The following is a 12,561-nucleotide window of genomic DNA, read 5'->3' on the forward strand; positions in this document are numbered from 1 at the left end:
CGACTGGGGTGAATGACAAATCTGTCAGAAACAGATTTGAACGCCGCAAAGCGACGGCCCGTAAGGGCGAGTCTCATGGATGAGACGAGTCACTCAGCAACCAACGCCCCTGCAGCCTGAAGTATGACGGGAGAAGAAGAAAAGTTTAGGGCTTCCCCCTGGGAAGCCCTTACTTTTTTTGTTCGGCTGTATGTAGGGTACAGCTCGATGAATTCGTTAACGCGCTAATAGTGACAGATTTAATAAGCAAAGCCTACGCTGTTTTATGCAAAAATCTTCAGGTTGTGACATACCGCTCAATACCTTAGTAACGCCAGCGGTTATTACCGCGATAACGGTTCCCGGTTGGCGATTTTATCGCCCGAATCACCCACACCACGACTACGGCCAGCAGCAGCCAGGGCAGCAGCTTAATCATTAACGCAAACAAACCACCGACAAACATCAGCGCGGTCGCGACCACAATCGCGGCAATAATTCCCAGCAGTGAAACGCCGGTGACCAACAGCATGACAAAAAAGCCAATAACAAATAAGAGTTCCAGCATCGTCTTTCCCCTAAAGAAATGTAATCTACCTTGCTGGATATTACAAAAATCATGCCAAATATAAGTTATTGAATAAAAACAAAAACGCCCGACATGTCAGGTGCCAGGCGTGGTGAATTTGACCAGATTTTAGCGAAAAACTAACGCTTGTCGGCAACCAGTTTCAGCGCCTGTTCCAGTACATTGATGTCGGCCCCGGCTTTATGCGCATTTTCGCTCAGATAGCGACGCCACTGGCGCGCGCCGGGAATGCCCTGGAAGAGCCCCAGCATATGACGCGTCACGTGCCCCAGGTAGGTTCCGTTACTCAGTTCGCGTTCGATATAGGGATACATCGCCCGGACCACGGAAACCGGGTCAGCATCGACGCCTTCCACGCCGAAAATCTCCCGATCCACCGAGGCCAGAATACCCGGATTCTGATAGGCCTCACGTCCTACCATCACGCCGTCCATATGCTCAAGATGCTCCTTTGCCTCTTCCAGCGACTTAATACCGCCGTTGATCGCCATGGTCAGATGCGGGAAATCGCGCTTAAGCTGGTAAACGCGTGGATAGTCCAGCGGCGGGATCTCGCGGTTCTCTTTGGGGCTCAGGCCTGAAAGCCAGGCTTTACGCGCGTGGATGATAAACATCTCGCATTCGCCCTTCCCGGATACCGTTTCGATAAAATCGCACAGAAACTCATAGCTGTCCTGGTCGTCAATGCCGATACGGGTTTTTACCGTAACCGGGATCGACACGACGTCGCGCATCGCTTTAATACAGTCAGCCACCAGCTGCGCGTTCCCCATCAAGCAGGCGCCAAACATACCGTTCTGTACGCGATCGGACGGGCAGCCGACGTTGAGGTTAATTTCATCATAGCCGCGCGCCTGCGCCAGCTTTGCGCAGTGCGCCAACGCAGCCGGATCGCTGCCGCCGAGCTGCAGGGCGACCGGATGCTCTTCCTCGCTGTAGGCCAGATAGTCGCCCTTACCGTGAATAATCGCACCGGTGGTCACCATTTCGGTATACAGCAGCGTGTGGCGCGACAGCTGACGCAGAAAATAACGGCAGTGTCTGTCGGTCCAGTCGAGCATGGGCGCGATGGAAAAACGGTGGGCAGCAAAAGCAGTAGGCGTTGATTCTGACATCATGGCGAATAAATAAGCATCCGGGTAAAAAGGGGCGCTACTATAGCACAAAGATAAACCACTGGCGCATAGCGTCGGCGCCCCCCCTTTCCATCCCGCAATAAACGCTATTTTTTCCGCGGCTTGCCGTCGTGAGGGCCGAAAAACTGCGGCGGATGGTCAACCCAGCGATCCTGACGCGTAGCGGCATAGCCGGGGTTAAGCGGATAGTAGATACGATTAAATTTCTTGTTTGCCTCACCCACGACTAACAGGCGGACCTCCTGTTCGGTGTTATTGAGGAACGTGTGGCAAATGCCGGTTCCGGCAGGAAAACCGACGCTATCCCCCGGCTCCAGCTTCCACAGGTAGCCGTTAATCCACACTTCCGGATAGCCTTCCAGCACGTAGATAAACTCTTCTTCGTCGCTTTCCGCATGTGGATAAGAAGTGCGGCGCCCGGGCGGCAGGCGCTCATGGTGGATCCCCAGGCGATTGAGCCGCAGACCGCGCGCCAGCGGCGCACCGATGGAGAAAAGCTCGGTACTGTCAGGGTAGGTGGAATCATCCGCCCCTTCCAGTTCACGCCAGTGTCGAATGCAATCAGGTCGTTTCATCGTTTTCTCCCGAAAATGAGATGCATCAGGTATAGCATAAGGGGGCAAGCCAGAGCGACCCCAGGAGCGTGACGGCTGGGACGAATTGACGCTGCCAAAGCGTATGTGACGCGAAGTGTGACGGGTATAGTCCGCCGGGTCTCGGCGTTTCATCGGTATCGTGATAAAGTAACAGTTTGAGATTCACGCAACCAGAGGACGCTCATGGATAAGACCACTTCGCAACAAATGTTAGCGCATGCTGAAAAGCTCTGCGCGCAGCGTGGCGTGCGCCTGACCCCGCAGCGCCTCGAAGTATTGCGTTTGATGAGCCTGCAGCAAGGGGCAATCAGCGCCTACGACCTGCTCGATCTCCTTCGTGAAAAAGAGCCCCAGGCTAAACCGCCGACCGTCTATCGGGCGCTGGAGTTTTTACTGGAGCAGGGGTTCGTGCATAAGGTGGAATCGACCAATAGCTACGTGCTGTGCCACCTTTTCGATCAGCCAACCCACAGCTCAGCGATGTTTATTTGCGACCGCTGCGGCGGCGTGAAAGAAGAGTGCGCGGAAGGCGTCGAAGATATAATGCATACGCTGGCGGCAAGAATGGGATTCGCGCTGCGCCACAACGTCATTGAAGCTCACGGCCTCTGCGCTGCCTGCGTCGAGGTCGAATCCTGCAGTACGCCGGGCCACTGTCATCACGACCATACCATCCAGATAAAAAAGAAAGCCCGCTGAGGCGTTAGCCGCAGCGGGAATCAAGGGTAGCAGTACCTCCATGTACCGATCGTGCAGGCAATAACAGTGGGTTAAAACACGACGTTTTCGCTACCAGCGGTAGTCGTTTTTGGTTTCCCAATCGGTCACTTCTTTGTCTGCCTGGTCTTTTTCATATCCATAACGTTCCTGGATTTTACCGACCAGCTGGTCACGCTTACCCTCAATGACGGTCATGTCATCATCAGTCAGCTTGCCCCATTTCTCTTTCGCTTTACCTTTGAACTGTTTCCAGTTACCGCCGATTTCGTCTTTATTCATCATGCATTCCTCATCGTTCGGTTATCGTTCGGTGAATGAACAGCCCGCTGTGTTTCGGACATGACTTAACTATAGATGAGTATTCTGAGTAAGATTTATTATTCGGAATCTTTAACCATCAGATGTACTAAATGCACTACGAAAACCAGGTTCCGCGCCGCCAGTGCCGCCGCCAGATCGCTGCCAGGGAAGCGCCGCGCAGAGCGAGAAAGACCGTCAGCGCCAGCCACAGTCCATGGTTACCGAGCGTGGGTACCGTCAACAGCGTCAGGGCAAACCCCGCCGCCGCCACCGCCATGCTGTTACGCATCTCCGCACCGCGCGTCGCACCGATAAACATGCCGTCCAGCAGGTAGCACCAGACGCCAATGACCGGCAGAATCATCTGCCAGACCAGATAGCGGTCGGCCAGCTGCTGCAGGGAAGGCAGCGAGGTCAGCAACGCAATAATCTGTTCGCCGGCAAGTCCGTAAATCAGCGCAAACGCCAGCGCCACTATCCCTGACTGGCGGCAAGCCGCATGCCAGACAGCCAGCAGCCGTCTATCGTCACGCGCGCCGTAGGCCTGCCCGGAGTGCGCCTCAACGGCGTAGGCAAAACCGTCCAACGCGTAGGCGGTAAAGGTCAGCATCGTCATGAGAACCGCATTGACCGCGACGACATCGGCGCCGAGGCGAGCGCCAAATACCGTTACCGCACCGAAGCAAAGCTGTAGCAGCAGCGAACGCAGCATGATGTCGCGATTCAGCGCCAGCAGGCGACGTATATCGCCGCGCCAGGCGTTTTTTAGCATTAACAGGGAAACGCCGCGCAGCGCCAGCACGCGCCTTGCCATCAGCAGGCCGATAAAGAAAGTGGCGTATTCTGCCGTGACCGTTGCCAGCGCCGCCCCCTGCACGTTCATATGCAGACCCATCACCAGCCATACATCGAGCACAATGTTAAGAACATTGCCGACCACCAGCAGGATCACCGGCGCTCTGGCGTACTGCACGCCCAGCAGCCAGCCCAGCAGGACCAGGTTCGCCAGCGATGCCGGCGCGCTTAGCCAGCGGATCTCAAGGAAGCGTCTGGCCTGTTCGAGCACGGCTTCGCTGCCGCCGACGATGTGCAGCGCCAGGTCGATCAACGGCATCCGCAAGAGCACAATGGCCGCCCCGGCGGCCAGCGCCAGGCACAGCGGCTGCACCAGCGCACGCGCCAGACGCTGCGGATCTTTAGCGCCGTACGCCTGGGCCGTCAGCCCAGTGGTACTCATTCGCAGGAACAACAGCAGCATAAAGAGGAAGCTGGTTGCCGTTGCGCCAACCGCCACGCCCCCCAGATAAACCGGGCTATCGAGATGACCAATAACGGCGGTGTCCACCAGTCCGAGCAGCGGAACGGTGATATTGGAGAAGATCATGGGCAGCGCTAAGCGCCACAGGGCTTTGTCGGCGGCGTTAAAAAACATGGAGAGAGTGCCAAAAAGAGGAAAAACGACGCAGCATCATGCATCAGATGATGCCGCGAGAGGAAGAGTTTACTGCCAGTTGCCGTTGCGAATAACGCCGACGGCCAGGCCTTCAATGGTGAAACTTTGTTGACGAAGATCCACCACGATTGGCGAAAATTCGCTGTTTTCCGGCAGCAGTTCGACGACGTTACCCTGCTTTTTCAGGCGCTTTACGGTCACTTCTTCGTCAATACGCGCCACAACTACCTGGCCGTTACGCACATCCTGAGTTTTATGGACTGCCAGCAGGTCGCCATCAAGAATGCCGATGTCTTTCATCGACATACCGCTGACGCGCAGCAGAAAATCGGCATTCGGTTTAAACATGGCCGGATCGACCTGATAGTGGCCTTCAATATGCTGCTGGGCCAGCAGCGGTTCCCCTGCTGCTACGCGGCCAATAAGCGGCAGGCCCGTTTCTTCTTCCGTCAGCAGACGAATACCGCGGGAGGCGCCGGAAACGATTTCGATTGCGCCTTTACGCGCCAGCGCTTTCAGGTGCTCTTCCGCCGCGTTTGGGGAACGGAACCCCAAGCGCTGAGCAATCTCCGCACGCGTCGGCGGCATGCCCGTCTGGCTGATATGATCCCGAATGAGATCAAACACCTCTTGCTGCCTGGTCGTTAACGCTTTCATTCCGCCCCCTGGGTGTATATACAGTTATGCTGTGAGTATATACAGCTAACGGTGATTTTGGAACCACATTTCACACAAAAATCAGGAGTTTCTTTTCGTTTTGCGAGCCGCTACGACAGGAGTTAGCGGTAATTTGCCCATAAAAGGGTTCCCCAGGTGATCAGCGCGATGACAATCGCCAGCAAAACCGCCGCAGAGCCCATGTCTTTCGCGCGCCCGGAAAGCTCATGATGCTCAGGGCCTATACGGTCCACGACCGCTTCAATCGCGCTGTTGATAATTTCAACTATCATCACTATCAGGACCGAGCCAATTAACAGCACCCGGGTAATGGCATCGACGTCTAACCAGCAGGCAATCACCACGGCAATGATGGCCGCGATGCCTTCCTGACGAAATGCGGCCTCGTTGACCCATGCCGCCCGGAATCCTTTCCAGGAATACCCTGCCGCTTTAATAATTCGGGTTAACCCAGTGGTATTATTGGCCATCAAACAAACCTTTTTATGTAAATGACGTCAATGAGTGTACGCGTTTGCCGCGTTACAACGGAAATTTTGCGCACTTTCTGTTATTCTTGCGGCGCATTTGCATGATTAACCAGAGGCTTCACATCGTCTATGTCTGGCTGGCAACGAATTTACTATAAATTACTGAATTTACCATTAAGGGCGCTGGTAAAAAGCAAGTCGATTCCGGCACAACCTGCTCAAGAGTTAGGCCTGGATACCTCGCGGCCCATTATGTACGTCCTGCCCTACAATTCGAAGGCGGACCTGCTGACGCTGCGCGCGCAATGTCTGGAGCATGAGTTACCGGACCCGCTGGAGCCGCTGGAGATCGACGGCGCCCTGCTTCCGCGCTACGTATTTATCCACGGCGGACCGCGCGTATTCACCTATTACACGCCGAAAGAAGAGTCTATCAAGCTCTTTCACGACTATCTGGATTTGCACCGTAATCACCCCGATCTTGATGTGCAAATGGTGCCAGTCTCGGTCATGTTCGGTCGCGCACCGGGGCGTGAAAAAGGCGAGGTTAACCCGCCACTGCGCATGCTCAACGGCATTCAGAAATTCTTCGCCGTTCTGTGGCTGGGCCGCGACAGCTTTGTGCGTTTCTCGCCTTCGGTCTCGCTGCGTAAAATGGCGGACGAACACGGCACCGATAAAACTATCGCTCAGAAGCTGGCCCGCGTGGCGCGTATGCACTTCGCCCGTCAGCGTCTGGCGGCGGTCGGTCCGCGCCTGCCTGCGCGCCAGGATCTGTTCAATAAACTGCTGGCGTCGAAAGCCATTGCCCGTGCGGTAGAAGACGAAGCGCGCAGCAAGAAAATTTCTCATGAAAAGGCGCAGCAAAACGCTATCGCCCTGATGGAAGAGATCGCCGCGAACTTCTCCTATGAGATGATTCGCCTGACAGACCGCGTGCTGGGCTTTACCTGGAACCGACTGTATCAGGGCATTAACGTGCATAACGCCGAGCGCGTGCGCCAGCTGGCGCACGAAGGCCACGAGATCGTTTATGTCCCGTGCCACCGCAGCCATATGGATTATCTGCTGCTCTCGTACGTGATTTATCATCAGGGCCTGGTTCCGCCGCATATCGCCGCCGGTATCAACCTGAACTTCTGGCCTGCCGGGCCGATTTTCCGTCGCGGCGGCGCTTTCTTCATTCGCCGTACGTTCAAGGGCAATAAGCTCTATTCGACGGTATTCCGCGAATACCTCGGCGAGCTGTTCAGCCGCGGCTACTCCGTAGAATACTTCGTTGAGGGCGGCCGCTCTCGTACCGGACGCCTGCTGGATCCGAAAACCGGTACCCTGTCGATGACCATTCAGGCGATGCTGCGCGGCGGTAATCGCCCCATCACCCTGGTGCCAATCTACATCGGCTACGAGCACGTGATGGAGGTTGGTACCTACGCTAAAGAGCTGCGCGGAGCGACAAAAGAGAAAGAGAACCTGCCGCAGATGCTGCGCGGCTTAAGCAAGCTGCGTAATCTCGGCCAGGGCTACGTTAACTTCGGCGAACCGCTGCCGCTGATGGCCTACCTGAATCAACATGTGCCGGACTGGCGCGAGTCGATCGATCCTATCGAAGCCGTTCGCCCCTCCTGGCTGACGCCGACGGTAAATAACATCGCCTCAGACCTGATGGTACGCATTAACAATGCCGGTGCGGCAAACGCTATGAACCTGTGCTGTACGGCGCTGCTGGCATCGCGTCAGCGTTCCCTGACCCGCGAGCAGCTTACCGAACAGCTGGAATGCTACCTCGCCCTGCTGCGCAACGTGCCGTACTCTGCGGACGCGACCACGCCTGCGGCGTCTGCCAGCGAGCTTATCGACCACGCGCTGCAGATGAACAAGTTCGAGGTCGAGAAAGACACGATCGGCGATATCATCATTCTGCCGCGCGAGCAGGCCGTCCTGATGACCTATTACCGCAACAACATCGCCCATATGCTGGTGATGCCGTCACTGTTAGCCGCCATCGTCACTCAGCATCGTCGTATTACCCGCAGCGAAATATTGCGTCACGTCGAGATGTTCTATCCGTTCCTCAAGGCCGAGTTGTTCCTGCGCTGGGAAAAAGCGGAGCTGGCGGGCGTCGTCGATGCGCTGATTGCCGAGATGCAGCGTCAGGGGCTTATCGCCGTGAATGACGATGAGGTGAGCGTCAATCCGTCTCATGCCCGTTCCCTGCAGCTGCTGGCCGCAGGCGCGCGCGAAACGCTGCAGCGCTACGCCATCACCTTCTGGCTGCTGAGCGCTAACCCGTCAATCAACCGCAGTTCGCTGGAGAAAGAGAGCCGCACCGTGGCGCAGCGCCTGTCCGTTCTGCACGGTATCAATGCGCCGGAGTTCTTCGATAAGGCGGTATTCAGCACGCTGGTGCTGACCCTGCGCGACGAAGGCTATATCAGCGATACCGGAGATGCCGAGCCGGAAGAGACGTTGAAGATCTACCGTATGCTGGCGGATCTGATTACTTCTGATGTGCGTTTGACGATTGAAAGCGTTACCCAGGATGAAGCGTAACGTTTAAAGCGATATCCCGGCTTGCGCCGGGCTACCAGACCCTGCGGTTTAGTAGCCCGGCTAAAGCTTTTACGGCGCCAGCCGGGGAACCCCGCCACATTTACTGCATATACCCCATCGCCAGGCCGAGAAACAGTACCAGCCCCACGTAGTTATTATTCATAAATGCCTTAAAGCAGCTATCGCGTTCGCGTTTAAATATCAGCTTTTGCTGCCAGACAAACAGCGCCGCGGCGATAAACAACGACCAGTAATATTCCCAGCCCAGCCCGCTCAGCCAGCCTACTGCCGCCATCAGACCCAGTACCGCCACCTGTAAAATACCGATGATTAAGCGATCGTTGTCGCCAAACAGAATCGCCGTCGATTTGATACCGATTTTGACGTCATCATCACGATCGACCATCGCATACTGGGTATCGTAGGCCACCGCCCACAGGATGTTGGCGAGGAACATCAGCCAGCAGCTGAGCGGCAGCGATTCGCTTACCGCCGAAAAGGCCATCGGGATCGACCAGCCAAATGCCGCGCCCAGCACCACCTGCGGCAAGTGGGTGTAGCGTTTCATAAATGGATAGACCCATGCCAGCGCCAGCGCCGCTATCGACAGCAGAATGGTCATGGTGTTCAGGGTCAGCACCAGCAGGAAAGAAAGCAGCACCAGCACGACAAACAGCGTTCGCGCCTCCTTTTCGCTGACGTCGCCGCTCGGCAGCGGACGGCGGGCCGTCCGTTTAACGTGGCCGTCAAATTTACGATCGGCATAATCATTGACCACGCAGCCTGCGGCGCGCATTAACCAGACGCCGGCAACAAACACGGCGAGGATCCACAGCGGCGGTATCCCCGGCGTGGCCACCCACAGCGCCCACAGCGTCGGCCACAGCAGCAGCAGCGCGCCGATCGGTTTGTCAGTACGCATCAGGCGGTGAAACGCCAACAGCTTGTTCTGCGTCAGACTCCACTCCATTTCATTTTCCTCTCAATACAACGGCGATGCAGGCAAAAACAGCTCCGTCAGCAGCAGCGGTTTGCCGCTCAACCGGAGGCGGGAACGACGCCCCCAAAGCTCTGCATTACGACCAATTTCAATAAAATCGCGGGTTAGCGTCGATGACGTGAAGAGATAGCGGCCCAGCGGCGTTTGTCCCAGCTGTTGCAGCGCCAGTTCGGGGCCGCTCAGCGTCGACTCCGGCACGATAGTTCGGCCAGCAAGCCAGGGTTCGCCATTAGCGCAAAGGATAATTTCCCGCAGCCAGTAGCGGGATTCGACGGGTAACAGAGGCGCTTCATCTGCCAGCGCTTCGCGTCCAACAAAACCTTCGTTAACCATGATGACGCTAACTCGCTTCCCCTGTTGCTCAAAGCGTTTGGTCATTGAGTCTTCCAGCAATAGCCAGTCGCGCAGATGCGCGTGCAGCGGGGGCATTGCGGCAAAATAACGCAGCGCACGCAGTTGCGTAAGCGCAGGATGTGGCATGCCTGAATCTCCGGTACAAAACGTAAAGGTATTGTATCTCAGAATGGGGCATCGGGGGCGGGCAAACGTCAATATACGATCATCCGCGCAACAGCCCTGCAACAGAAGCTGCCGCGCGATAAAAAAAAGTGCGCCCTGACGGACGCACCTAAAGGCTGTGCCTAAACATCAGCATTGTGGGGAGACGGTCACCCCTTGCCTTTTACACTGCTGATAAAGGTGGAACGAGCAGATTTCGAGCCAAGACGTTCAGCTTCGTTCATCAATTTCAGGGCCTTGTCGATATCGCCTTTCGCAACCGCCTGCTTAATGCCGTTATTGAAGTAGGTTTCGGTATCATCAAGCATCGGTTCGGTTTTCGCCGCTGGAGCCGGGGCCGGGGCGGCGACCGGCGCGCTATAGGCAGGAGCAGCGGTATTACCGACGGTAACAGGCCCCGGACCAGACGAACCGAACAGCGGGCCAACCAGCACGCTGGAGCCGGTAGAGGTTTTTACCTTCAGGCTGATGGTACCGTCGGTGACGTGTTTCGCGATGGGATCCGGAATATCCGGCACCGCATTGCCGGTGCCTTTGGCGTATGCCTTCGCCGGATCGATTAATTTAGTGGTCTGCTGTAAATCCTGCGGCGTGGTAAAGACCAGCACATAAATTTTCTGCTGTCCCAGCGCCGGAGTCAGGCGCATTACGCCCTCCAGACGATCTGAGCTCATCACGCCCGGTTCTAGATAAGTAAAGTAGCTGCTGGGGAAGAATGCAGATGGCGTCATATTCTGATCAAGAATCAGCACGTTCGGTGCATATACCGCAGCTTGTTTTTCCACTTCGCTGGTTAACGTAATATTGAGCTCGCCAATATTCGCCGGAACGCTGTATGCGGCGACCGGACCACTGATTCCGGGGACATTGAGCGTCTGCCCGGCCACGGCGAGCTTTGTGGTTTGCGTTTTGGATTGATCGACCGGCGTCCAGGTGAGCTGCTGCAACGCGGAGGCCGGAATCGACGGCGCGGCAGAGGTGTTCTGCGGCACGAAATTAACATCAGCAAAACTGACTGCGGGTACGCAGGCCATCAGGCCGACGGACAGGCAGAGGGCAACGAGACTTTTCTTCATTTTCATTGTTATCACCTCAATTCCGATGGCCGAGCGGTAGCCAGGCAATAGCGCGCTGGGCCTAAGATAGAGGGGCTTGCGCCCCTCTTTTAGTTACGAACGGTCAGGCTCGATTACCACCAGATTTCCATCTGGGCACCGAAGGTCCACTCGTCGCTATCGCCACGGCTAAAGGTTTTAGCACTGGTGTCGTTATACGCTACGCCGCTATCGTTATAGCCCCATTTCTCATCCCATTTGGCGTACGTTGCGAATACGCGGATTGCCGGACGGGACCAGATGCTGTCACCAGCCTGCCACTGCTGGGCCAGGGTCACTTTATACTGGCTGTTACGATCGCTGGTGCGTTGAGATTTGACGTTGTCGTAGCCGATTTCCATCAGGGTGCTCATGATAGGCGTCCACTTGTACATTGGACGAACGCCGACGGTCCACCACTGGGTACCATTGTTGTTGTCGCGGTCGATATCCTGGTACATACCGACGTACATCAGATCCCAGCTATCGCCGAGAGAGATCGCACCGTGGTCCAGCACGCGCCACATAGATCCATCGTTATTAATGCTGCCACCCTGCGGAACACCTTTACCGCTGGAGGTCATAGAGTCAGTTGCATACTGCAGAACAAATTTGTTAAAGCCTTTCAGCATGCTCTGAGTATGCTCAGCGGTAAGCATCCAGCCATCTTTGGAAGCGCCCGGCTGCAGAGAATAATCATCAGGGATGTTAGTGTGGCCGTAGTCAACGCCCAGCTCCAGCGTGCCGCCCGGGTTAGTTTCCAGACCGGCTAAACGCACGTCGAATACATCGTTCGGCACGATATTGTCGTAAACGCGATTACCGAACTGGTCGCGATCGGCGAAGGTACCGGAGCCGCCTGATTCAGAAGAACGCGTTGCTGCCAAAGAGAGTTTACCGAAGCCCAGATCGATGTTTTCAATACCCGCACCAGGACCAGAAATATCCCAGTAGTAGAAGTCGATCATATGAACGTCATGACGCTGGTAGAAGCGCTTACCGGCCCAGATGGTGGAACCTGGCAACCATTCGATCAGGTTTTTACCCTGCACGTTAGCTTCACGGAATGCCGGACTGGTGGATTCCCAGTCGTTCTGCTGCGACACAGAGTAGGCGACGTTAGTATCGAAGTAGAAGCTCTTATCACCTTCTTTCCAGACTTCCTGGCCCAGTTTCAGTTCCGCATAGGTTTCACATTCGTTACCAAGACGGTATTTGCTTTGAGCACCGGTTGCCTGGAAGCACTGTTGCTCACCGCCGCTGCCGGTCCAGCCGATACCAGAACGAGCATAGCCGTGGAAATCAACGGCCAGCGCCTGAGCAGACATAACGCCTGCCGCAACGGCGACCGCCAGTGGAAGTTTGCGCAGAGTAATCATCATTCTATCTCCTGAGATCATTGCTTTTCTTTGAACGCTTCGCCTGTTGTTGCGCCTGTTTATCGACGCTGCAGGGTGCACGTTTTTTTTAATGG

The 12,561-nt window shown here is 55.9% G+C and carries 13 protein-coding genes; 2 read left to right on the top strand and 11 right to left on the bottom strand.

All coding sequences use genetic code 11. The annotated features are described in order from the left end of the window. Positions 1–304: 304 nt before the first annotated feature. From pspG to ACSIPU_RS12505, 3 genes are all read right to left on the bottom strand, one after another. Positions 305–547: an envelope stress response protein PspG gene (pspG, locus tag ACSIPU_RS12495; protein ID WP_004109526.1), complete on the bottom strand. Its 243-nt coding sequence runs from the start codon at positions 545–547 to the stop codon at positions 305–307. Between the two features lie 140 nt (positions 548–687). Beyond that, positions 688–1,686, bottom strand: a complete 999-nt coding sequence (dusA, locus tag ACSIPU_RS12500) for a tRNA dihydrouridine(20/20a) synthase DusA (RefSeq protein WP_016808434.1) — start codon at positions 1,684–1,686, stop codon at positions 688–690. Between the two features lie 104 nt (positions 1,687–1,790). Further along, positions 1,791–2,279: a cupin domain-containing protein gene (locus ACSIPU_RS12505; RefSeq protein ID WP_004109530.1), complete on the bottom strand. Its 489-nt coding sequence runs from the start codon at positions 2,277–2,279 to the stop codon at positions 1,791–1,793. A gap of 204 nt (positions 2,280–2,483) precedes the next feature. Between ACSIPU_RS12505 and zur the strand changes: the two genes are divergently transcribed. Continuing rightward, entirely contained in the window at positions 2,484–2,999 is a 516-nt protein-coding gene (gene zur / locus ACSIPU_RS12510) for a zinc uptake transcriptional repressor Zur (RefSeq protein ID WP_004097781.1), read from the top strand. A 90-nt stretch (positions 3,000–3,089) separates the two neighbouring features. Here the strand turns inward: zur and ACSIPU_RS12515 are convergent, their stop codons facing one another. The 4 genes from ACSIPU_RS12515 to ACSIPU_RS12530 all read right to left on the bottom strand — a co-directional run bounded on the left by ACSIPU_RS12515 (position 3,090) and on the right by ACSIPU_RS12530 (position 5,921). Further along, positions 3,090–3,299: a CsbD family protein gene (locus ACSIPU_RS12515; RefSeq protein WP_016808435.1), complete on the bottom strand. Its 210-nt coding sequence runs from the start codon at positions 3,297–3,299 to the stop codon at positions 3,090–3,092. Positions 3,300–3,435: 136 nt separating this feature from the next. Then, a complete protein-coding gene (gene dinF / locus ACSIPU_RS12520; protein ID WP_032728774.1) occupies positions 3,436–4,752 on the bottom strand; it encodes an MATE family efflux transporter DinF in 1,317 nt (438 codons plus the stop codon). A 69-nt stretch (positions 4,753–4,821) separates the two neighbouring features. Continuing rightward, positions 4,822–5,430, bottom strand: a complete 609-nt coding sequence (lexA, locus tag ACSIPU_RS12525) for a transcriptional repressor LexA (protein WP_004109543.1) — start codon at positions 5,428–5,430, stop codon at positions 4,822–4,824. 122 nt (positions 5,431–5,552) lie between these two features. Continuing rightward, positions 5,553–5,921 carry a diacylglycerol kinase gene (locus ACSIPU_RS12530; RefSeq protein ID WP_004109553.1) on the bottom strand — a complete coding sequence of 123 codons (369 nt, stop codon included), beginning with the start codon at positions 5,919–5,921 and terminating at the stop codon, positions 5,553–5,555. Positions 5,922–6,050: 129 nt separating this feature from the next. Between ACSIPU_RS12530 and plsB the strand changes: the two genes are divergently transcribed. Beyond that, positions 6,051–8,474: a glycerol-3-phosphate 1-O-acyltransferase PlsB gene (plsB, locus tag ACSIPU_RS12535; protein WP_064383164.1), complete on the top strand. Its 2,424-nt coding sequence runs from the start codon at positions 6,051–6,053 to the stop codon at positions 8,472–8,474. 100 nt (positions 8,475–8,574) lie between these two features. Here plsB and ubiA read toward each other — a convergent pair whose 3' ends face one another. The 4 genes from ubiA to ACSIPU_RS12555 form a co-directional block, all read right to left on the bottom strand. Beyond that, a complete protein-coding gene (ubiA, locus tag ACSIPU_RS12540; RefSeq protein ID WP_004109559.1) occupies positions 8,575–9,444 on the bottom strand; it encodes a 4-hydroxybenzoate octaprenyltransferase in 870 nt (289 codons plus the stop codon). Between the two features lie 12 nt (positions 9,445–9,456). Then, entirely contained in the window at positions 9,457–9,954 is a 498-nt protein-coding gene (ubiC, locus tag ACSIPU_RS12545) for a chorismate lyase (protein WP_004117223.1), read from the bottom strand. A 188-nt stretch (positions 9,955–10,142) separates the two neighbouring features. After that, positions 10,143–11,075 (bottom strand): maltose operon protein MalM, encoded by a 933-nt coding sequence (gene malM / locus ACSIPU_RS12550; RefSeq protein WP_004109563.1) that lies wholly within the window; start codon positions 11,073–11,075, stop codon positions 10,143–10,145. A 107-nt stretch (positions 11,076–11,182) separates the two neighbouring features. Further along, a complete protein-coding gene (locus ACSIPU_RS12555; RefSeq protein ID WP_004109566.1) occupies positions 11,183–12,469 on the bottom strand; it encodes a maltoporin in 1,287 nt (428 codons plus the stop codon). Positions 12,470–12,561 lie beyond the last annotated feature (92 nt).

The organism is Klebsiella sp. HN106, assembly GCF_051209435.1.
GTDB lineage: Bacteria > Pseudomonadota > Gammaproteobacteria > Enterobacterales > Enterobacteriaceae > Klebsiella > Klebsiella oxytoca.

What these genes read in the sequence shown, in the direction of transcription:
- pspG (WP_004109526.1), bottom strand. Translation starts at nt 547, where the DNA reads ATGCTGGAACTCTTATTTGTTATTGGCTTTTTTGTCATGCTGTTGGTC.
- dusA (WP_016808434.1), bottom strand. Translation starts at nt 1,686, where the DNA reads ATGATGTCAGAATCAACGCCTACTGCTTTTGCTGCCCACCGTTTTTCC.
- ACSIPU_RS12505 (WP_004109530.1), bottom strand. Translation starts at nt 2,279, where the DNA reads ATGAAACGACCTGATTGCATTCGACACTGGCGTGAACTGGAAGGGGCG.
- zur (WP_004097781.1), top strand. Translation starts at nt 2,484, where the DNA reads ATGGATAAGACCACTTCGCAACAAATGTTAGCGCATGCTGAAAAGCTC.
- ACSIPU_RS12515 (WP_016808435.1), bottom strand. Translation starts at nt 3,299, where the DNA reads ATGAATAAAGACGAAATCGGCGGTAACTGGAAACAGTTCAAAGGTAAA.
- dinF (WP_032728774.1), bottom strand. Translation starts at nt 4,752, where the DNA reads ATGTTTTTTAACGCCGCCGACAAAGCCCTGTGGCGCTTAGCGCTGCCC.
- lexA (WP_004109543.1), bottom strand. Translation starts at nt 5,430, where the DNA reads ATGAAAGCGTTAACGACCAGGCAGCAAGAGGTGTTTGATCTCATTCGG.
- ACSIPU_RS12530 (WP_004109553.1), bottom strand. Translation starts at nt 5,921, where the DNA reads ATGGCCAATAATACCACTGGGTTAACCCGAATTATTAAAGCGGCAGGG.
- plsB (WP_064383164.1), top strand. Translation starts at nt 6,051, where the DNA reads ATGTCTGGCTGGCAACGAATTTACTATAAATTACTGAATTTACCATTA.
- ubiA (WP_004109559.1), bottom strand. Translation starts at nt 9,444, where the DNA reads ATGGAGTGGAGTCTGACGCAGAACAAGCTGTTGGCGTTTCACCGCCTG.
- ubiC (WP_004117223.1), bottom strand. Translation starts at nt 9,954, where the DNA reads ATGCCACATCCTGCGCTTACGCAACTGCGTGCGCTGCGTTATTTTGCC.
- malM (WP_004109563.1), bottom strand. Translation starts at nt 11,075, where the DNA reads ATGAAAATGAAGAAAAGTCTCGTTGCCCTCTGCCTGTCCGTCGGCCTG.
- ACSIPU_RS12555 (WP_004109566.1), bottom strand. Translation starts at nt 12,469, where the DNA reads ATGATGATTACTCTGCGCAAACTTCCACTGGCGGTCGCCGTTGCGGCA.